We start from the raw sequence: 20,430 nt of genomic DNA on the forward strand, positions 1-20,430 counted from the left end.
GAGCTGTGATTCGAGCTTAACGGCTCGCAGGAGACACAAGCTGTGCCGTAGCCGCCAACCGGCAAAGCAGCGCGCCAAACGGCGCGCCACCACTGAAGTTTGAAGCAAATCGAAGATATAAGGAGACGGACCAGTTGCCAGGCACGTTTCGCGAATTGATCCATCGCTTGCTCGACCATCTGAAGGAGTTGGACCGGCAGGTCGGCGAGTTGGAGGCCCAGATTCAAGCATGGCACCGTGCCAATGCGCTGTCGCGGAAGTTGGAGCGCATTCCAGGCATTGGGCCGATTACGGCGAGCGCGCTGGTGGCATCGATCGGTGATGCCAAGAACTTTACAAACGGCAGGCAATTGGCAGCGTGGCTCGGGCTGGTGCCCAAACAGCACTCGAGCGGCGGCAAGACGAACCTGCAGGGCATTAGCAAGCGAGGGGACACGTATTTGCGCACGTTGCTCATTCATGGAGCGCGGGCGGTGATCCGACATGCGGAGCACAAGCTGCAGGCGCACCAGTGGCTGCACAAACTCATCGCCCGACGTAACAAGAATGTGGCAGTCGTTGCACTGGCCAACAAGAACGCCCGTATCGTATGGGCGCTGTTGGCACGCGATAGTGAATTCCGATCCGATCACGCCGCAGCGTGATCGGATCAGCTTGCAGGAAGAGCAACAGAAGGCTTCATGGCAGCAGGCAGAACTCCACCGATTGCACGAGCGATCAGGCAGTGATGGCAAACAGGTTAGACCGTGGTTGGCTAAGCCCGCGTCTCCCCAGGCACTTCGAGTGCGATTACCCGATTGCGGCGCCAACCAGCACATCCCATCAGGGACCGTGGCCGAAGGCCACAATCAGAGTCCGAATGTACGGGTGCAATCTTTACCTCGCGTCGTCACGTACTGAGAGCTTGGCAAGCCGGGGGCGTCCATGTATGGGGAGATCTCGCCTTATGCTTGAAAGGGCGACGGCGTTGAGCCGGAGCGAGAAGTCATACATGGACGCCCCCGTTTTGCCAGGTTCGCGGTGAGTGACGGTTCGAAGGCATCGATTGCAGCCATACATCCGGACTTTGATGTCAGGCGTACGCCTGCTGTCCCTGATGGAATACGCTGGCCAGCTCCTCAATCAGCAGATCGCACTTGAGGTGCTCTGACTTCTATGGGTTTTGCCGGCCACGGTCTGACCTGTCTCGCCATCACTGCATTGCTTGCCTGAGCAATCGGGTGGTTTGTCGCTCCTAAAGTTTGTCGCAGCGGTCTTGTTCGACTGCAAGCCGACCGGGTTATGCGACTGCCGCGGCAGTCGCATAACCCGGTCGGAACTGCTGGTTGTGAGCCAGCAACGCCCATATGACGCGTGCATTCTTGCTGGCCAGGGCTACGGCAGCGATGTTGGGATGGCGTCGGCCTAGCAGGCGGCTCAGCCAGCTATCGGTGTCGGGCTTTCGTTGTGCGGCTAGGATGGCCGATCGCGCGCCGTGGATGAGCAGCGTACGCAGGTAGGAGTCGCCTCGCTTGCTCATGCCCAGCAAGGTCGATTTGCCGCCGCTGGAATGTTGCCGAGGGACCAGCCCAAGCCAAGCGGCCAGTTGACGGCCGTTCTCGAAGTTCTTGGCATCGCCGATCGACGCGACCAGTGCGCTTGCCGTGATTGGCCCGACGCCGGGAATCTCGGCAAGTTTGCGGCTGGCGGGATTGTCGCGGTGCCAGGTCTGAATTTGCGTCTCGAGTTCTCGAACGTGCTGATCGAGCAGCTTGAGATGCTCCATCAGGCGCAGCACAAGGAGACGAAACGGGCCTGGCAAGGCGCAAGTGTCGGAGTCGAGCAGTTCGGGTACGCGTTGCGCGATGTGGGCGATACCTTGGGGAATCACCAGGCCGAATTCGGCGAGGAGCCCACGAATCTGATTAGCTTGCGCGGTGCGCGCCTTGACGAAACTCTGACGTGCGCGATGTACGGCGAGGACGGCCTGCTGCGATTCGGTCTTGATGGGGACGAAGCGCATGTTGGGCCGAGCGACGGCTTCGCAAATTGCTTCGGCATCGGCCGCATCGTTCTTGTTGGTCTTGACGTAGGGTTTAACGAATTGCGGAGCCATTAGTCGAACGGTGTGTCCGCATTCTTGAACGCGTCGTGCCCAGTAATGCGCGCTGGCACAGGCCTCCATGCCGATCAAGCACGCTGGCAGATTCGTGAAGAACAGCATTAATTGATCGCGCCGGATCTGCTTCTTGAGGACGGCTTTGCCGTGCGCGTCGACGCCGTGGATTTGAAAGACGTTCTTTGCCAGATCGATACCAACGGTCGTAACCTTCATGATGGGCGTTCCCTCTGGTTAAGTGGTGGCTGACACTTCCACTTTGGCACATCGATGCCGTGCCGGGCGGGGGCGTCCATTCCATTAGCAGAGGTCGTAGTAGTCACAGGACAGGTCGATGAGGCTGAAGCTGGTGACGAAGGGCCGAACGGGAAGGAGTGTCCAGCGTCATGTCGATGCGACAGGCAATGCGTCAGATGCCCGTGCGAGCGGGGCGAGCGGGAAGCATACGCGGTGAAGCTGCGTCTATGCCCGTGAGCGACGAAGGCTGTTGCCCGCGCCATGAATCCGGGGACACGGGGTCATCGCTGCTGATGGCGGCGTTGACGAGGGAGAACCTGAAGCAGGCGTTCAAACGGGTACGGGCCAACAAGGGAGCCGCTGGCGTGGACGGTCTGGATATTGACCAGACGTCGCGCCATCTGGTGACGGCGTGGCCCGCGATCCGTGAACAGTTGATGAAGGGGACGTACCGGCCCAGTCCGGTACGGCGGGTGACGATCCCGAAACCGGACGGAGGCGAGCGCGAGCTTGGCATCCCGACGGTGACGGACCGGCTGATCCAGCAGGCGCTGCTGCAGGTGCTGCAACCGGTTCTGGACCCTGGCTTCAGCGAACACAGCTACGGCTTCCGGCCTGGACGGCGTGCGCACGATGCGGTGCTTGCCGCGCAGTCGTACGTGCAGTCGGGTCGGCGAATCGTGGTGGATGTTGATCTGGAGAAGTTCTTCGACCGGGTCAACCACGACATCCTGATTGACCGACTGCAGAAACGTATTGGGGACGCCAGCGTGATCCGGCTGATCCGGGCGTATCTGAACAGCGGCATCATGGATGGCGGCGTGGTTCAGCAGCGCGAACAGGGCACGCCACAGGGCGGGCCGCTATCGCCGTTGCTGGCCAACGTGTTGCTCGATGAGGTGGACAAGGAACTGGAGCGGCGAGGCCACTGCTTTGCGCGCTATGCCGACGATGCGAATGTCTATGTTCGTAGCCGCCGTGCTGGCGAGCGGGTGATGGCGCTGCTGCGTCGTCTGTATGGGCAACTGCGGTTGAAGGTCAACGAGACCAAAAGCGCAGTCGCCAGTGTGTTCGGTCGCAAGTTTCTGGGCTACAGCCTATGGGTAGCGTCCGGCGGCGTCATCAAGCGCAAGGTGGCGGCCAGAGCGCTGCTGGCGTTCAAACGCCGCATTCGTGAACTGACCGGCCGTAGCGGCGGGCGCAGCATGAAGGACGTGGTGGAACGGTTACGGCCCTATGTATTGGGCTGGAAGGCGTACTTCCGGATGGCGCAGACGCCACGAGTCTGGCTGGATCTGGACAAGTGGATGCGTCACCGGCTGCGTGTCATCCAGCTCAAACACTGGCGCCGCGGTCCGACCATCTACCGGGAACTGCGTGCGCTGGGCGCACCGTCCGCTGTGGCGCAACAGGTGGCGGCGAACAGCTGTCACTGGTGGCGTAACAGCGGCAAGCTCCTGAATAGCGTATTGACCCTCGCGTACTTCGATCGGCTGGGTGTGCCCCGACTCTCATAACCTCAACTTCCCGAACCGCCCGGTGCGGACCCGCATGCCGGGTGGTGTGGCAGGGGTACGGCCTCATGGCCGTCCCCTATGCCGATTCCGCGCGGCGGCGGTGCGCGTCAGCCTTCCGTGCCTTCCTTCAGCACGAGCGCACGCGCATACAGCGCGTTGCGCGATGCGCCCGTCAACGCGGCCGCGAGCTTTGCCGCGCTTTTCACCGGCACCTCTTCGAGCAGCAGCCTGAGCAGCGCGTCGTGCGCGGCGTCGTCGGCTTCGCCGCTTGCCGCCGGCGCACCTTCGACGACCAGCACGAACTCGCCGCGCTGCCGGTTCGCGTCGCCGGCGAGCCAGCCCTGTCCTTCGGCCAGGGTGCCCTGGAACAACTGCTCGTGTAGCTTGGTGAGTTCGCGCGCGATCAGCACCCGGCGCGCGGGGCCGAATGCATCGGCGAGCGCGGCGACGGTTTCGGTGATCCGGTGCGGCGCTTCGTAGAACACCAGCGCGTACGGGTGCGACACCAGCGTCTGCAGCGCGCTCGCGCGCTGTTTCGCCTTCGGCGGCAGGAAGCCCGCAAACGTGAACGCGCCGGCCCAGTCGCCGGCCACGCTGAGCGCGGTCACGGCCGCGCTCGCGCCAGGCAGCGGAACCACCGCGAAGCCGGCCGCGCGCACCGCGTCGACGAGCCGCGCGCCGGGGTCCGAGATGCCGGGCGTGCCCGCGTCCGACACGTAGGCCACGCGTTCGCCGCCGCGCAGCAGCTCGATCACGCGCTGCGCGGCTTCGCGTTCGTTGTGCTCGTGCACGGCGACGAGCGGTTTCGAGATCCCGTAGCGGGCGAGCAGCTGGCCCGTGTTGCGGGTGTCTTCGGCCGCGATGCGGTCGGCGAGGCCGAGCACGTGCAGCGCGCGCAGCGTGATGTCGGCCGTATTGCCGATCGGCGTGGCGACCACGTAGAGCGTGGCGTCCGGGTAGTGCTGCGTATGCGCGAGTTCGAGGAGGGCAGTCATGGCAGGCAATGCACGCAATCGCGGCACGAGCGGAACAAGGACGGCATTGTGCCACGCGGCGCCGGCGAGGCCGGAGGCGCGCGCGGTCGGCCGCATTCGGGCGACAACTTTTCCGGCGCGGCGCGATCCAAACCGGTCGGCGCGCGTTCGAGCAGCGCGCGCGGCAGTTTCTCGAGCGTCACGGTCTGGGGTTCGTCGCCGCGAACGTGACGATGCGCGGCGGCGAGCTCGATCTCGTGATGCGCGAGCCCGACGGCATGCTCGTGTTCGTCGAGGTGCGCGCGCGGCGCAGCACCCGGCATGGCGGCGCGGCCGCGAGCGTCGGCTGGCGCAAGCGGCGGCGTCTGGTCGCGGCCGCGTTGCAGTTCTGGTCGCGGCACGGCGCCGGTGCCGCGTGCCGTTTCGACGTCGTCGCGTTCGAGGCCGGCTTGCGTGGCTGCGTGACGCATTTCGTACCGACGACGCGTAGCGGCGAGCTGTGACGAGATGTAAAGAGTTCTTGCCGGACCCCCGGAGAGGGCGCCGGAGTACGGTAAACTCGCCGCACCCACGATGTCGCGCGAGTGGTGCCACGCGCCCAGTTCACCAGGAATCGATGTCAGTCGAACGTATTCAGCAACAATTCCGCGACAGCGCCGCGCTTCATGCCGAAGCGGCCGACGCGCTGTCGCTGCCGATCGCAGCCGCGGTCGATGCGATGTTCGCCGCGCTGGCGAACGGCAACAAGATCGTCGCGTGCGGTGATGGCCCGTCGGCCGCCGCCGCGCAGTACCTCGCCGCGTCGCTCGTCGGCGGTTTCGAGCGCGAGCGTCCCGGCCTGCCCGCGATCGCGCTGGCCACCGACGCGTCGCAGGCCGGCCTCGCCGGCGCGGCGGCCGCCGAGCAGTTGTTCGCGCAGCAGGTGCGCGTGCTGGGCCAGACGGGCGACATCCTGCTGGTGCTCGATGCGGGCGGCGCATCGCCGCGCGTGCTTGCGGCGATCGACGAGGCGCACGAGCGCGAGATGACCGTCGTCGCATTGACGGGCGGCAACGACCACACGGTCGCGGCCGCGCTGTCCGACACCGATATTCCGATCAGCGTGCCCGCCGTTCGCGCGGCGCGCATCCACGAAGTCCATCTGCTGACCATCCACAGCCTGTGCGACGGCATCGACGCGATGCTGCTGGGTGAGGATTGAACGAAGGAGAGCCGTCGATGAATCAAAGCCGCGTCAAACAGACGCTCGTCAGAACCACGCTGCTTGCCGCGCTGACGGCGGGCCTCGCCGTGTCGCTGCAGGGCTGTGTGCTCGGGGTCGTGGGGGCCGCGGCCGGCGGCGGCGCGCTGATCGCGACCGATCGCCGCACGCTCGGCGCGCAGACGGAGGATCGCGAGATCCAGGTCAAGTCGCTCACGCAGATCAACAACGGGCTGCCGGACCAGTCGCACGTGAACGTGACGGTGTTCAACCGCCGCGTGCTGCTGACGGGCGAAGTGCCGAACGATGCGTCGAAGCAGCGCGCCGAGGAAATCGTGCGCGGCATCAACAACGTGAACGGCATCGTCAACGAGCTGTCGGTCGAGCCGGCGTCGTCGCTGTCGTCGCGCGCGAACGACTCGTACCTCGAAGGCCGCGTGAAGTCGGAGCTGATCGCGACGAAGGGCATCTCGGCGAACTACTACAAGGTCGTCAGCGAACGCGGCAATCTTTACCTGATGGGCCTCGTGACGGTGGACGAAGGCAATCGCGGCGCGGAAGCCGCGAGCCAGGTGCCGGGCGTCGAGAAGGTCGTGAAGGTGTTCCAGTACGTGAAGCCGCAGGACGCGCAGGCGCTGCAGGACGCGTCGCCCGCGAGCGGCGCCTCCGGCGCGCAGGCGGCTGCCGCACCGGCGGACAACGCGACGGTCGGCGCGGTGCCCGACGCGTCGGTGCAGTCCACGCCGCTGCAGCCGCCCGCGCCGATCTCGAATTCGTCGAGCGTGCATCCGGGCAATCCAAAGGCGAAGGCGCAATGACGGGCATGCAGATCAAATCGATGAAACGCCGAATGGTGCAGGGCGCCGCGGCCGCGGCGCTCGTGGTCGGCACGCTGGGCGCCGCGCATGCGGACGTCGGCGACGGCCTGAAGGTCGCGCGCAGCAACGCGTGCATGGGCTGCCATGCGGTGGACCGCAAGCTCGTCGGCCCGTCGTTCAAGGATATCGCCGCGCGTTACAAGCCCGATCCGCAGGCCGTCGCGAAGCTGTCGAAGAAGGTGAAGGACGGCGGCTCCGGTGTGTGGGGCGCGATTCCGATGCCCGCGCATCCGCGCATGAGCGACGCCGACGTCCGGTCGGTGGTCGAATGGGTGCTGGCTGGCGCGCCGTCAAAGTAACGCGTCGGGGGTGACGTAACCCCTATTGCCAAGCGCGGAAATGCGTGTGTATGATGATTGACTGTTGGGGCGGTAGCTCAGCTGGGAGAGCGTCGCGTTCGCAATGCGAAGGTCGGGAGTTCGATCCTCCTCCGCTCCACCACTATTCAGCGCCCAACCGTTCTCGGTTGGGCGTTTCCATTTCCGGGGTCCGCAGACGACGCGGGGTTCCGGGCCATTCTGCGTGTGCCGCCAGTCGTCGGACAAGGGGGCACGACGCGCCCGGTTCGCCCCTGTTCCGCCCTATCTTCTCTCGAAACCTGCGCCAACTTCTTCGCCGTGGCACTCGCAGACGGCGTTGTCCATCAACCACTTGTGCGTGTGTCGACGGGAATGGTTGGTGCGCGGGTTTGCACGGGCAAAGCAGAACGACAAACCCGCGAGGCCAGCCTCCAGTTCAGCCCTTGGGCGGGAACGGATCGTCACCGTAGCTGTTGCGCTCACGGATCTGGCCGTCACGCCCTTGGACGAACATCTCGCTCTGCTGGTTGATGGCGATGTCCCGCGCACGGTCAATCGCCTGTTGTTGCGTGTCATGGATGGAGGTGAGACGGTCATTGCCTTCTCCCCGCACACCCCACCCATCGCCGCCGTTGATGGGTACGACCCATTGGTTTTTCCGCTCATTTCAAGCACTCCAAAAAATTGAAAAGGTCAGGCTCTTGAAGTCGGCGCGAGCCTCGGCGCATCGGATGGTGAGATCACGTCATGGAGACCTCTTTTCCCGATGTTTGGCGTAGGGAGTCCACCGCGCCCGCCGCGCACGGGATCGAATACAGCCCTGCGCGCCTCTGCGTGACCACGAGCGCGCCGTAGACGGCGCGTTGCGCCGCAGGCTCTGGCTTGCCCTTGTCCTTCGCCTTGATCTTGAACAGCTCACTCGGCTTGGCGCTGTCCAGACCCGCGCGCTGCATGATGCGTCCCGCCGTCGTGGCCTCGCCCTTGAACGACCATAGCGCCTCGAACACCTTGGCCTGACCGTCGGCGAATCGGATCGGTGTGCTGCTGATGTCAGGCAGCGTCGCCCATTTGAAGTCCGCTGAGAACGGGCCGTTCACCGGCGTGGCCGGATCGGCGACCGTCGGTTGCGCGGACGGTAATGATGTGCCGACGAGTGCGATCCCGCCGCCGTAGAACATGAAGCGTTCCTCCAGCGGCAGCCATTCCACACCGGGCGAAGGGCGACCCGCGTGTCGTGCGTGGCCTCGGCGTGATCACGCGGATGTCGCCGCCCGCCACGCGCACACGATCCAGCAGCGCGGGTTCGTGCAGCACCCGCGCCAGATCGCGGGCCAGCAGAACGGGCGAGCATCGAGCATCGCCGAGCCGCCACACGCCGCCGCCCAGATCATCGATGCCGTCACGGCTTTCGATACCGAGCGCAAGGCGTATCTTCTGACGCAACGAGTCCTCGTCCAAGGCCAATGCGGCACCATCGTTCGCTTCGACGGCGACTGGCCGCACTCCGGGCAACGGCACATGCGGCCGCCGCGACCATCGCCCCAGACCTGCGCCCGATGCTGTTAACAATGAGGACAGAGGACGAACGACTGATCGACGACCGTCAGCTTGACGGCCTTGCCGAGGACGGACAGTGCGGCGGCGTCGCGCGGCGACAGCGTGTTGCGCAGCACGGGCGTGCCGCCCGCGAACAGACGGCAGACCAAGGCCCCGGCATCGTGCGCCGCCATCGATCAATCCTCGAACGCCGAGGAGGAACTAATCACGTCGGCCTCCGGCAGAAAGTTCCTGCGCGCTCAGGGTCTGGCCCTTCTGCAAGATGCCCACCGATTCCAGATAGCCTTCCAGCTGCGCCTGCATCTTGGCGTCGAACTTGTGCAGGTTCAGACGCCCCTTGCCGGTCACCTCAATGGTGACCACCTTGGCACGCGTGCGGCCCGGCTCGGGCGGATAGTAGAGATTGACCTGCGCCGCCGTCACCGCCCAGTTGCCTTCCAGCGGGCCGGGCAGCTTCCTTCATCTCATTTCTCTTTTTTGTTGGTTCTGCCGACGCAACCGGGGCGAGGAAAGGCATCCGTTGTTCAGTCATAAGCCGCTCCTGCGCCAGAGGTTTCTGGCGCCGCATATCCCGGGGCCAGCACAGCATTACGCACACCGTAGATGGCAAGGTGATCTTTCAACCAAAGTCGGTACTCATGGCCGCGCAGACTATGGTCCGGGGAGCAGTCCACGCTCCACTTGCGCAGGATGTAGCCAGCAACGGCAGCACGCAGCTTCATCTGCAACCTGCCTTCGCACATACCATAGTCCATTTCGGTGATCTCCGGCCGGGGTTGGTCTGGGTGGGGAACCAGTTCCAGCTCGACGATCCGAGTCCACTGAATGTCTTGATCGCTCGTCTCGTGGGACGCCACCGGCTGCCCCATGAGCACCACGGGGCGTTTGATCCGGGTGATGACGAAATCACGGAACTCCTGCGACTTCCGGTCAAAGGCGCGGACGTGCCAGCGTAGACCGTTGTCGATCAGCGCGAAGGGGACGATTTCCCTCTCGGTGCGGCCACTGGAAACGGAGTGGTACTCGATGCCCAGCGGGCATTCCTGATGAATCGCCCGGGTTACGCTCGCGAGCACATCCAGGTCCGGATGCGTGATCCGTGATGGGCTCTCGCTGGCCACCCACGCCTTGAGCCGCATCGGCTCGCCGTCACCAAAGCCCAGGGTCAGCCACGACAGCACCCGCTCCGGGGGGAAGTCAAAGACCGGCTGAAAGCTCGGCACCAGGACGTAGGACTTGCCCTTGGAGTCGTAGTCGATGTTGCCGGGGGCCAGCTCCTTGTACAGCGCCAGATCCCTGGATGCAGCGGCGGACTGGATGCCAAACCGGGTGACCAAGTCCTGGCGGCGTATCTCCCCGATGAAGCGCACGCGCAGCTCCACGAAGGCGAGCCGATCGCGTTGTGGCTGGGTTAGGTCCGCGAGCTGTTCGTACGACATCCTGGCTGACTCATTGGGGTTGACGAATGCTTATCAAGATTATTGCGGTAAGTATATGAGGTGCTCTAGAATGTGTCTATCGGATGTTTTTGCGACTATGATGAGAATCATGATGATTACCATTAAAGTAAGAGAAGGCAGATGACCGTGGTCCAGCTTCGTCCTGCCAGTTGGTCAAGCCGTTTCTGAGGAACCCACATCAGCCATGGGCGCGCCAGAAGCAGTGATCAATCACCCCAAGCTATCCGGCCAGTTGGCTGATGGCTTGATCGACCTCACCCAGCAACAGCGCAATCTACTGTTGATGCGCCCCCTGTTTCAGCTGGAGCTCACGAAGAACAAGTTTTCGGACGGCAGCGGCGGGACGCTGCTCGATGGCCTCGATACCCATTACCTCAGCCTCGCGGCGCTGGCGTACATGATGGAAGGCACTGCCGTCGCGGTCGGATACACACTGGCTGAAGTCCAGCATTATCTTGCTCAGGTGGTTGCACAGATGAAGCCGGCGCTGACACCGGCGCAGCGCAACCGCGTCGCTGAGATCATTCTTGATTCGCTCGACAACGCGTCAAACAACTATCAAGAGCACAGCTACGAGTACTTTCACGCGCCCACGGGAGAGACCCGGATGGTGCGATTCCGGCTCACCACCTATGAACCGGATCTCGAAGACACCTATCGCTATCGTCCCACGGCTGAAGGATATTTGGTCTTGATGGGGATGCTCGATCTGGAGGTCGAGGATCACCAGATTCTTGTCGAGCGCATGCTCCAGCTATTGATCGAGCGGGGCCGGTTCGATCAGGCTTATGAATTCGCCCGCCGTGCTCGCATGCTCTCCATTGAGCACCGTCAGCAGTTGCGTGATTTCATCAACCAAGCCTGGCGGGCGCCGGGCTCAGTAGTTTGGACACGTGATATTGGCCCCCGTCTCATAGAGGCCCGCTCGCACATCCATGCGCGACAAGAGGAAGATCGCCGCATGGAGGAGTCCGTGCGCGAGCAGCTCGTTCAGGTTGATGACGTCCGCACCCGCGAACAGCTAGTTCGACTCCACGACGTGCTCAAGAGCGCAAGCACGGTGCGGGCACAGCTCCAACTGGAAGTCACAGGAGCTGGGGACAAATTCATGGATGCCCAGGCCACTGCGTTTCGGGCCCGCAAACCTTCGGGTCTCCCGGACCTCGAAGCCAGGTTGCTGCCGGATGCGATGCGGTGCCCTGCGGAACGTTTCGGAGGAAGTGCCGACGAACTGCTGCTGAGCCTGTATCCCGCTGTCATACCGAAGGCTCCAGATCTATCCAACCTCTTGGCACTGCTTCTGGAACGTCGGGCCATTGAAGATGACTTTGACGACGATGACGAGACCGGAGAGGTCGTTCCTTTCAAGGTTTACGTTGATCCATTCCCGGAAGACGTCACCGAGCGCGTGCATCTCTGGCTGAAGGGCAAGTTCTCGTTGGGCGGTAGCTGGAAGCTCGACGAGCTGCTTATCGCCGCGGCGGACGAGGGTTTCACAGAACTTGAGCAGCAGTGTGTCGCCTACGCGCTGTATCGCAGTTTTCCAGACAGCGAAACCCTGTTCCCTACGATGCGGGCGGTTGCAGACGGCGCATTCATTTCCAACATTGCGCAGGGAGACAACCTGCGCTTCGATCCAAGGGGGCAGCATGGCGGGACTACAACTTGAGGCGACGCGCCTGCTGTACAAGGCTCTTCACCTGGGCCTTACGCCAGCGAATGATCTGGAGTACCGCGAACTGCTGGCCAAGTACCGTGCCGATGGGGCCTTTGCTGAAGCGGCGGAAGAAGCGGCTAGCGGTTTGGAGTTGACGATTCTGGACGTAAGCGAGCGCGGTTTGATCGTCGCGCCATCAAGTCGGGAAAGTCGGTTCTCTTTACGCCTTACCGATCTGCGCCAACATCTCAGCGGCGACCAGAAAGTCGCACTGGCGATGGCCCATCTGGCGATCAGCGCGGTCTTCTTTCCTACGACTGATCGACTGGAAGACGATGCGAAGACGCCGTTGCCGGCAACGGTCGCTCGCTTCCGGGACACGCTGCTCAGTTTGGTGAACCGGCTGGCAGATGCTGAACTGTCGGATGAGTCCGCGGAAGAGTTCCTGCCCGGTTGGGCACTGCTGAAGCGCCTTCCACCGGTCAATCCAAAAGCTGAACGCGCCGCGACGAACTCGGTCGAGGGTTTCGTCAAGCTGGCGCTCAAGCAAATGGCCGAGTATGGGCTGGTACGACTGGAGCGAGAGAGCGAAGACGAAGCCCAGACGCTCTACACCGCCACACATCGATTGCGGGTCCACTTGCGCGAATTGACGCTGCCGCGCCTGTTTGAGCTCACCCGGGAATCAGTCACGATTTGAGGAGCCCGCATGGAACGCCTCTCCCGCCTTTACGTCAGCCACTTTGGCAGCCCTACGGCCTGGTACGAGAACCTCCTGTTTGATCTCACTGATCCAGACACTCAGCAGCCCACCGACGTGATTTTCAACCTGGAGAATGCAGGCGGAAAGACGTCGCTGCTGTCCTACGTCTTTAGTTGTTTCGAACCCAAGCAGGAGCGCTGGCTTCAGCATCTACAGAAGAAGAATCACCGGTTCGCGGAGTATTTTGCTCGGGATGGCCGCCCCTCATTCATCGTGATGGAATGGGAGATGCCGGCCCGTGCAGCAGCGATGTCTGATTACAAGCTCATCGTCGGCCAGGCAGTTGCGCTCAAGGAGAGTGCCGAGCGCGGTGCCGATGTTGAGCGGTGGTTCTTCGCTTTTGAAGCAATCGATGGCATGGGGTTGGAAGCCATCCCCGCTCCCGGTCTATCGATGGCGCCTGTTCGGACCATGCAGGAATTCGTGCAATGGATGCACCAGGCAGGCAAGCGGGCGGGGGACTTCTTCCACACCAAGATTCAGGACGATTGGATCAAGCATCTTGGCAACATCAGGCTTCTCGACATCGAGCTGCTGCGCATGCAGGTGGACTTCAACAGCAGCGAAGGGGGAATGGAAGAGGGCTTCCTGACCTTTAACACGGAATCGGACTTGCTCCGCCGATTCCTCCTGTTGACGCTTGATCCGGAGAAGTCGGCGACGGTGAGAGACGCCGTCGCGCAAACAGCCGACAAGTTGAAGTCCAAGCCCAAGTACGAGCGTCGTTTGGAGCAGCTGACGCGACTGCAATCCGTGATGGTCCCATTTTCGGAAGCCGCCACCCTCTATGAGGCCGCCGACGTAGCGCAGAAGGATACGCAGCGGCAAGCCGCCGGCCTGGCGGCTGCATTGTTCTTGCGCCATGGTGAACTTCACCAGAGTGCCCAAGAAAAGCTGGCATATGCCGAAGTTCAGGACGGCATCGCCAAGACATCAACGGATACCGCCACCTTGCTACAGGCCGACGTCGTGGCGATGCAGGGCCTGCAGCATGACCGCAGGGTCGCAGCGGCAACGCATACTTGCGACGCGGCGAAGAAAGCGTACGACGATGGCAAGCATCTCCTGAGGTGTATGGAGGGAGCCAAGGCGTTGGTGCATGTCGAGGCGACCGCGGCGCGCGTGAGCGAGTTGGATGCCTTGCTGGAGAGCGAACGCGAGGGCCTGAAACCAGCACGGCAGCAAGCTGAAATTCAAGGGGCGCTCCTGAGCTGTGCGCTGTCCGCCGCTGAGAAGATCGCTCTTGGACGAACGGAGAAAGCAAAAGCCGCGGAAACCAATGCTGGCGCGCTAATCGAGGCCATCAATGCGCAAAAGGCCGCCGCAGAGAAGGTGATACGCGAACTCTCGGCGGAAAAGGGCCAACTCGACGAGTTTCAATCCGCCTACGGACGCCAGCGGGACCGCCTACTCCAGGATCATCTGCTGGAGCCGGACGATGCTGATTCCGGGACTGCAATGGGGCGGTTTGAACAACAGGTCGAGGAGCAGGAGGCGATCCTGCAATCCCTCAACGAGCAGCGTGCTATTCAGGAGGAACTGGAGCGCAGCTTGCGCCAGGAAGCCGGCAACGCCGCGATAGAGGCCAGCAGGGCCAAGACTGCGCAGGAGCCTCACCGCAAGTTCCTCGCGGATGGCGAGGCTCTGCGGGATGAGCTGAAGCAACTGGCCGTTCTCCGTACGGCAGCCGATGCCGACGAGGCTGATCCGGACTCACCGATACTGTCGGAAGCGCTCGACCGCTTGCTGGCCGACGCGCATCGCGAGATAGCAGATCGGAATATCCGTCTAGCACAACTCAAGGCGGACCGTGGTTCGATTGTAGAAACTGGCCTGGCGGGCCGGAGCGCGGACGTTGACGTAGTCGTACGCCAGCTTCAAGGGTCGGGAATCCGATCTGCGCGGGCCGCCAACACCTACGTGGCTGAGCTGCGTCCTGAGGTTGAGGATGCACGAGCACTTGTCTTGTCGGACCCGGCACGATTCCTTGGCGTCAACGTGGCACAGGGAGAATGGGCCAAGGCGCAACAGCTCATGCCAACTCTGAAGCTCAAGTTGTCGGCCCCGGTCACGGTCGCGGTGGCGTCTGTAGACGCGGCTGCGAGCTCTGCTGATCGCCTTGTGCTCGCCCCCCAGGATGATTCGGCTTACAACAAGGAATCGGCGCAGCAGGCTTTGACAGCGCTGGACGCACGTATTGCGGACGTCGAGGAACAGCTGACCGCTTACGAAGAACGGCGAGATATTGGCGCTGCAGCAAGTGAAAAACTTCGCCGATACCAGACAGAGTTTGGCGCAGCCCGCCTGCGACAGGCAGAAGCGGAGATCGATCGCCTGGGGAATGAAGAACAGGCCGCTGTGAACCGGCAGCAAGAATTCACAGCCCAAGCAGACCAGGCACAAAGCCTTGGGAAGGAGCTCGCCACCAAGGCGGCGCCGTTGCCCGCAAAGATTGAAAAACTAAAGGGCGGTCTCAAGCGCATTCAAGACTATCAGCGCGATTGGGAGTCTCCCTTGGGTGCCAAGCTTGCTCGCCTGGCAGAACTGCAGGGACTACTCGACGCAAAGCAAGCTCAAATCGACGAATTTGACCGCCAGCGCAGCGAGGCCGATGAACAGTGCAGCCATGCCATGGAGGATCGACTGCGGCATGAGCGGGAAGCACGTGATTTGGCTGCAGAGCGCGCTCAAATTGCCCATCGAGATATTGCCTATCCCGCAGAGGAGCAGCTCCGGACGCATCCGCGTGGCATCGAGACCTTGCGTGAAACCTATGCTGACGCTGTGACGACCCTCCAAACACAAGAGAGAGATCGCCTTGGCGTCCTTGCCGTAAAGTTGGAAAGCGCGCGTCAGGAGAACACGAAAGCGGTCGCCGCATATGAATCCGAGTTCGCCGACCTAGACAGGGCGGAGCTGGAACCGCTTCGCACCCTCGATTTTGAGAGTGCGCTCCGCGATCAGAGAACTGCCGTTGATAGATTGGATGAGGCGAGCCGTGCGGCTGGACAGGCACTCGCCGTGGTGGAGGCAGAACGCATCAGCTTCTGGAGGGGGCAGAAGCAGAAGTTGACGGCGACGCTTGAAATGCAAGCGAAGTCCGACGAAGAACTGGCATTCGCCATCGAGGATGCGCGGAGTTCAGTTGATCGGCACGAGGCTATAGCCGAACGCGCAAGCCAGGACGCAACAAAGGCGCGCGGCGAAGCCACTCAGGCCGAGAGCGAATCGAAGAGGGTCGACACCCTTCATCGTGCCTTGACAGCAGCTGTCCCCCAGGACGTGTCGAATGTCCAACCGATCATCATCCATGGCGACGCATCCGACCTTGTAAATGGGCTGATCTTGAAATTCCGCGAGCAAGATACGCTACTCGACGAGCTACGCGGCAAGGCACGCGAGGCCTTCCGGGTTCTCACGAAAGCAGCAAATTCCAAGGAACTGATGGACGCCGAGCCCGAGCTGGCGCGCGATATTGCGGATGGCGATTTTGAGCCGGCTTGCTCTGACCGGGCTCGGATTTCCGCCCTGATCGAAGATCGGATCTGCGCGACCCGAGATACCTTGGAAGGGATGAAGCCAGATTTCGAGAATTGCGTTGGCGAGCTTTACAACTTGACCTACGAGGGCATCGCCCTGCTGAATCGTGCTTGCGCACAGACCATGCCGATCACGACGCCCTATGTCGGTGGCAAACAGATACTCAAGATGAAGGCGTCGTTTACGGGCGTTTCTGTGGATGCCCGGAAAGATGCGATCCGTCAGTATTTGAACGCCGTGATCGACAGCAAGGTGATTCCGGCGAAAGGCGCAGATCTTGTTTCGCAATGTCTAGTTGCGGTCAGCGGCCGCCAAGAGCTCGGCTTGCAGGTGCTGAAGATGGAGCAGAACGAAGCTCACCAGTACCACCTCGCCAGCGATCTCAAGAGTTCGGGAGGTCAGGGTACGGTGATCGCCATGTTCCTCTATCTGCTGATCAGCCAGTTGCGTGCCGACACCCGGGCGCGTGCCAAGCGTGGGGGCGGCGGACCCCTCATCCTCGATAACCCTTTCGCGAAGGTCCAGACCCGGGCACTTGTCGACGCGCAGAGGCTGCTGGCCAGGGAGATCGGGGTACAACTGATCTTCTTTACGGCCAATGCTGACTACAACGTTCTGGCCGGATTCCGTCGTGTCATCCGGCTGAGGAAATCCGGGGCAAACAGCAAGACGGGGCGCTCACATATCGAGATGGTGTCAGCCGCCTTCGATGACCTGGCGGAACGCAGCATGGTGGCGGCATGACCGACGGCTTTCTCCAGGCACTCCGAACCGGTCGGCGAAAGCGCGTCCTCTTGGCGGATCTGCGCCGGCACTGGTTGGATGCCCACCCCGAACAGCTTCAGCATCCCGAACGGGATGCGCTGTTACTGGCTGCCTTGAGAGAGTTGGAAGCACAGGGACGTCTAGCATTGCCTGCCCGAGGCAGCTTCGAGCAGCTTGGTAATCCACCGATGCCGAAGTTTGTGACCCTCCTGGACCAGGGTGAAGTTCAGCCATCTGAAGATTGGTCGCGCATCTCGTGGCTTCCGGAGCTTGGCTTCTGGACGGACCTGACAACGAGTGAGCTTGTTACCGCCAAAGCGATCAACGAATGGCTGTTGCGCAGGCGGAGTAAGTTCCTCCAGGTTCCTCTACGAGAGCGGTCACTTGAGATCTTTGGTGACGAAAAGTATCTGGATCTCCGAGTGCGTCAGGACGCTCTTTTTTCCGGCCGGTTGCCTCTTGCTTCAATCGGAGCATTCCTTGTTCCGCATCCGCTACCTTATCGGGCGGCCAACGCCCCAGGGCGGTCGGTCCTTGTCGTGGAGAATCACCATACATACTGGAGCCTGGCAGAGTGGAATATGCATATTCGTCGCTATGCGGCGGTTGTCTACGGGGCTGGGAAGGCATTCTGTTCCAGTGGCCCAGCTCTTCAGGAAGCGGTCCGAGAATGCCGGGCAGACGGGGCGCTATATTTCGGTGACCTCGATCCGGCGGGCATTTCGATTCCCCTTCGGTTCAACGATGCAAACGGGGTGACTGTTTTGCCAGCTGTCGATCTGTATCGGTTTGCAGTCTCGCATGGAAAGAGGCGAGCGCCAGTAGCAAGAGCAAGCAACGATGAGAACGATGCTCGGCGGTGGCTGCCAGAATTGTGCGAACAGATTTGTTCGCTCTGGGATTCCGGTTACTGGATTCCACAGGAGAGCCTGGGAACCGAGCAGCTGTTTAGCAACTGGGATGTTGATCCCGCCCTGGCGGCGCCGCGTGGGGAAGTCGTGTCAGACGTGGCCTCGTCAGTCGAATCGGGGGCCACGCGCTCACCAGCCCGATGCGGTGATTAGTGACCTCATTCGCCGCACATAACGCGGAGAATGACTTGCCCTTGCGGCGAATTGGGGGTTTAATCTCCGCATGGATAGCGGAGAAAAACTTTACATCTAGCAGGCCGACGACTGGCCGAGCTGGCGCTACGACCTGTCGACGCTCACTGGGCCGTTGACCGAGGTCAGCCGCGCCCAGGGCGTACTGCTGGGGCGTCTGGCCGACGTCGGGCTGGCGCTGCGCGATCAGGCCAGCCTCGCTGCGCTGACCGAGGACGTGGTCATGACCAGCGAAATCGAAGGCGAGGTGCTGAACGTGGAATCGGTGCGCTCGTCCATCGCCCGCCGTCTGGGTGTGGACATCGGCGCGGTGGCCCCGGTGGATCGGCACGTCGAAGGCGTCGTGGAGATGGTACTCGACGCCACCTCGCGCAGCGCCGAACCACTGACCGCCGAGCGCCTGTTCGGCTGGCACGCCGCCCTGTTCCCGACCGGGTACTCGGGCATGAATAAGCTCACCGTGGGCCAGTGGCGCGATGGTGCCGCCGGGCCGATGCAGGTCATCTCCGGCCCGGTGGGGTGGCGCAAGGTTCACTTCCAAGCGCCGCCTGCCGACGCACTGCCCATCGAAACGGGGCGGTTCCTGGCGTGGGCCAACGAGGAAAGGGGCGAGCCCGCGCTCATTAAGGCCGGGCTGGCGCACCTGTGGTTCGTCACGCTGCACCCCTTCGACGACGGCAACGGCCGCATCGCGCGCCGTGGGCGACCTGTTCCTCGCGCGCGCCGACGGCAGCCCGCAACGCTTCTACAGCCTATCGGCGCAAATCCAGCGCGAGCGCAAGGACTACTACGACGTGCTGGAGCACACGCAGACGGGCACGCTCGATGCCACCGGCCGGTTGTCGTGGTTCCTCGGTAGGCTCGGGCGCGCGGTCGCCAGCGCGCAGTCCACGCTGGACGCCGTGCTGGTCAAGGCGCGCTTCTGGCAACGCTGGGCGGGCATGTCGTTGAACGAACGGCAGGTGAAACTGCTCAACCGCCTGCTCGACGGCTTCGAGGGCAAGCTCACTAGCAGCAAGTGGGCCGCCATCGCCAAGTGCTCGCCCGACACCGCGCTGCGCGACATCACGCAGTTGCTGGACCTGGGCGTGTTGAAGAAATCGCCCGGCGGCGGGCGCAGCACCGGCTACGAACTGGCGGACTGAAGTGCATCGACGTCCATGTCCACGTTGCTGCGGCACGGACGCAAGTGGTGCACCTTCCAGCGGAAGACTTCTTCGATGCTGAAGCGGATGATGTCACCGTTCGCCATCCTGTAGAAAGGAATGCCGAGCCGGTGGCGTTCCTGATTCTGATGAAGCCAGTGAGCGGGCAGTCCAGTGATGTCGGCCACTTTCTTGGCGGAGTAGAAAATCTGATCGCGCCGACCGGGTCGCTGCTGCATCATCTGTTCGATGGCGTCTTCTCGCGCCGTGGGCGAGGATTCGGACAAGGCGCGTCCGGTGCTCGATTTCCACGTCACCTGCGCTTTGCGCTCGAAGGCCTCGACTTCCATCAGGAGGTAGCGGACAGATCTGCCGATGTGCCATGCGGGTGGGCCGATGCCCTCCGACCGCCAGCGTTGCAGGTCTTGGGCGAGAGGTTCCACCTCAAGGACAGCTGTGTTTCATTGAGGACCGGATACGTGAATGGCGGTTCATCCGGGCCGAGGTCTGCGCGGCGGGCATCGGCGTCAACCTTGGGTTTCATCGTGCGCCTCCGTCAGGGCGGCCTCGGCCGCCGCAAGGCTGCCGTACTGCGCGATGAGCGCGAAGGCCTCGTTCAGGTAGTACCGCTTCGGCTCCGGCGCAGATAGCGGTGGCGGTTCGATGACGGGCGGCGCGACCGTCAATGGCGGCAAGGCCGCGTCGTTGGGCATCCCCTGGCGATTCGCCTGTTCGTAGCCGACGATCTCGTCCACCGGATAGCGAACGGCCTTGGAGAGCTTGATGTACGGCGGGCCGACGCCATCGCAGCGCCAGCGTTGCAGGGTCTTGGGGCTGATGTTCCAGCGCAGCGCGAGTTCGGTTTCGGTGAAGGCTGGTTCGGTTTGCATGGGCGTCTCCTTTCGTCGTTCGTGCCGAGCATTACGGCGGCGAATGCGACGAAAGCCAAGTTGCAGGCTCGGAAGCGCCCGGCATTGGCGACGGCTGCGAGTGCCAATCGAACTCTCTGAACTACCGGTCGTGGGCATGTGCGGGGGCACGGATTCCTTCGCCGGAATCGCGCGCATATGGCGGGCCTTCCGACCGGGTCTGACGATCAGCGGAGGCGCGGGTTTCGCTTCCTGTTAAGCTACACCACCAACGGAATTCGAAAGGCCCGATCGCGAGGTCGGGCCTTTTGTTTTACCCTGGCAACCGCGGCCTGTTCTCGACCGTCCCGCCACCCCGCCCTAGACC

General features: G+C 62.7%; 18 protein-coding genes, 1 tRNA gene and 3 pseudogenes. 14 read left to right on the top strand and 8 right to left on the bottom strand.

The window, feature by feature from the left end; translation table 11 throughout:
* Positions 1-134 precede the first annotated feature (134 nt).
* Positions 135-644, top strand: a pseudogene (locus H0X91_RS33430) (IS110 family transposase); the annotation flags it as partial.
* Between the two features lie 635 nt (positions 645-1,279).
* On the opposite strand, the gene H0X91_RS33435 reads toward H0X91_RS33430, so the two are convergent.
* Positions 1,280-2,314: an IS110-like element ISBcen3 family transposase gene (locus H0X91_RS33435; protein WP_006491259.1), complete on the bottom strand. Its 1,035-nt coding sequence runs from the start codon at positions 2,312-2,314 to the stop codon at positions 1,280-1,282.
* A gap of 170 nt (positions 2,315-2,484) precedes the next feature.
* Here H0X91_RS33435 and ltrA point away from each other — a divergent pair, with 170 nt between their 5' ends.
* The gene (gene ltrA, locus H0X91_RS33440; protein WP_062884172.1) at positions 2,485-3,852 is read left to right on the top strand and encodes a group II intron reverse transcriptase/maturase; all 1,368 of its coding nucleotides are present in this window, start codon (positions 2,485-2,487) and stop codon (positions 3,850-3,852) included.
* Between the two features lie 107 nt (positions 3,853-3,959).
* Here ltrA and rsmI read toward each other — a convergent pair whose 3' ends face one another.
* Entirely contained in the window at positions 3,960-4,847 is an 888-nt protein-coding gene (rsmI, locus tag H0X91_RS33445) for a 16S rRNA (cytidine(1402)-2'-O)-methyltransferase (RefSeq protein WP_196433740.1), read from the bottom strand.
* A 46-nt stretch (positions 4,848-4,893) separates the two neighbouring features.
* Between rsmI and H0X91_RS33450 the strand changes: the two are divergent.
* From H0X91_RS33450 to H0X91_RS35510, 6 genes and pseudogenes are all read left to right on the top strand, one after another.
* Positions 4,894-5,316, top strand: a pseudogene (locus tag H0X91_RS33450) (YraN family protein).
* A gap of 126 nt (positions 5,317-5,442) precedes the next feature.
* On the top strand, positions 5,443-6,027 hold the full coding sequence (locus H0X91_RS33455; protein WP_006497445.1) for an SIS domain-containing protein: 585 nt from the start codon (positions 5,443-5,445) through the stop codon (positions 6,025-6,027).
* A 17-nt stretch (positions 6,028-6,044) separates the two neighbouring features.
* Positions 6,045-6,845 carry a BON domain-containing protein gene (locus H0X91_RS33460; RefSeq protein WP_006483342.1) on the top strand — a complete coding sequence of 267 codons (801 nt, stop codon included), beginning with the start codon at positions 6,045-6,047 and terminating at the stop codon, positions 6,843-6,845.
* On the top strand, positions 6,842-7,204 hold the full coding sequence (locus tag H0X91_RS33465; RefSeq protein WP_196433741.1) for a c-type cytochrome: 363 nt from the start codon (positions 6,842-6,844) through the stop codon (positions 7,202-7,204). Before H0X91_RS33460 ends, H0X91_RS33465 begins: the two co-directional genes overlap by 4 nt.
* A 66-nt stretch (positions 7,205-7,270) precedes the next feature.
* Positions 7,271-7,346 (top strand) — tRNA-Ala (locus tag H0X91_RS33470).
* Positions 7,347-7,541: 195 nt separating this feature from the next.
* Positions 7,542-7,892: a hypothetical protein gene (locus tag H0X91_RS35510; RefSeq protein ID WP_442859783.1), complete on the top strand. Its 351-nt coding sequence runs from the start codon at positions 7,542-7,544 to the stop codon at positions 7,890-7,892.
* A gap of 52 nt (positions 7,893-7,944) precedes the next feature.
* Here the strand turns inward: H0X91_RS35510 and H0X91_RS35515 are convergent, their stop codons facing one another.
* Positions 7,945-8,382 (bottom strand): hypothetical protein, encoded by a 438-nt coding sequence (locus H0X91_RS35515; RefSeq protein WP_442859784.1) that lies wholly within the window; start codon positions 8,380-8,382, stop codon positions 7,945-7,947.
* Between H0X91_RS35515 and H0X91_RS35520 the strand changes: the two genes are divergently transcribed.
* Positions 8,381-8,770, top strand: coding sequence for a hypothetical protein (locus H0X91_RS35520; protein ID WP_442859785.1), 390 nt, complete (start codon positions 8,381-8,383; stop codon positions 8,768-8,770). The genes H0X91_RS35515 and H0X91_RS35520 overlap by 2 nt on opposite strands.
* On the opposite strand, the gene H0X91_RS35525 is transcribed toward H0X91_RS35520, so the two are convergent.
* The 3 genes from H0X91_RS35525 to H0X91_RS33490 all read right to left on the bottom strand — a co-directional run bounded on the left by H0X91_RS35525 (position 8,767) and on the right by H0X91_RS33490 (position 10,200).
* A complete protein-coding gene (locus tag H0X91_RS35525; protein WP_442859786.1) occupies positions 8,767-8,934 on the bottom strand; it encodes a hypothetical protein in 168 nt (55 codons plus the stop codon). The two genes, H0X91_RS35520 and H0X91_RS35525, sit on opposite strands and share 4 nt — an antisense overlap.
* Before the next feature lie 28 nt (positions 8,935-8,962).
* Positions 8,963-9,184: a hypothetical protein gene (locus H0X91_RS33485; RefSeq protein ID WP_442859787.1), complete on the bottom strand. Its 222-nt coding sequence runs from the start codon at positions 9,182-9,184 to the stop codon at positions 8,963-8,965.
* A gap of 101 nt (positions 9,185-9,285) precedes the next feature.
* Positions 9,286-10,200 carry a WYL domain-containing protein gene (locus H0X91_RS33490; protein WP_196433742.1) on the bottom strand — a complete coding sequence of 305 codons (915 nt, stop codon included), beginning with the start codon at positions 10,198-10,200 and terminating at the stop codon, positions 9,286-9,288.
* 205 nt (positions 10,201-10,405) lie between these two features.
* Here H0X91_RS33490 and H0X91_RS33495 point away from each other — a divergent pair, with 205 nt between their 5' ends.
* The 5 genes and pseudogenes from H0X91_RS33495 (at position 10,406) to H0X91_RS33515 (ending at position 19,194) form a co-directional block, all read left to right on the top strand.
* On the top strand, positions 10,406-11,890 hold the full coding sequence (locus tag H0X91_RS33495; RefSeq protein ID WP_196433743.1) for a hypothetical protein: 1,485 nt from the start codon (positions 10,406-10,408) through the stop codon (positions 11,888-11,890).
* Complete coding sequence (locus H0X91_RS33500) at positions 11,871-12,578, top strand: hypothetical protein (RefSeq protein ID WP_196433744.1); 708 nt, start codon at positions 11,871-11,873, stop codon at positions 12,576-12,578. Before H0X91_RS33495 ends, H0X91_RS33500 begins: the two co-directional genes overlap by 20 nt.
* Before the next feature lie 9 nt (positions 12,579-12,587).
* On the top strand, positions 12,588-16,925 hold the full coding sequence (locus H0X91_RS33505; protein WP_196433745.1) for a hypothetical protein: 4,338 nt from the start codon (positions 12,588-12,590) through the stop codon (positions 16,923-16,925).
* A complete protein-coding gene (locus H0X91_RS33510; protein WP_196433746.1) occupies positions 16,922-18,010 on the top strand; it encodes a Wadjet anti-phage system protein JetD domain-containing protein in 1,089 nt (362 codons plus the stop codon). The genes H0X91_RS33505 and H0X91_RS33510 overlap by 4 nt, the downstream gene beginning before the upstream one ends.
* Before the next feature lie 133 nt (positions 18,011-18,143).
* Positions 18,144-19,194 (top strand): annotated as a pseudogene (locus H0X91_RS33515) (Fic family protein).
* On the opposite strand, the gene H0X91_RS33520 reads toward H0X91_RS33515, so the two are convergent.
* Both H0X91_RS33520 and H0X91_RS33525 read right to left on the bottom strand, forming a co-directional pair.
* Positions 19,176-19,637, bottom strand: a complete 462-nt coding sequence (locus tag H0X91_RS33520) for a hypothetical protein (protein WP_196433747.1) — start codon at positions 19,635-19,637, stop codon at positions 19,176-19,178. The pseudogene H0X91_RS33515 and the gene H0X91_RS33520 overlap by 19 nt on opposite strands.
* Positions 19,638-19,721: 84 nt before the next feature.
* Positions 19,722-20,084 (bottom strand): helix-turn-helix transcriptional regulator, encoded by a 363-nt coding sequence (locus H0X91_RS33525; protein WP_196433748.1) that lies wholly within the window; start codon positions 20,082-20,084, stop codon positions 19,722-19,724.
* Positions 20,085-20,430 lie beyond the last annotated feature (346 nt).

It is taken from the genome of Burkholderia sp. 9777_1386, from assembly GCF_015712265.1.
GTDB lineage: Bacteria > Pseudomonadota > Gammaproteobacteria > Burkholderiales > Burkholderiaceae > Burkholderia > Burkholderia cenocepacia.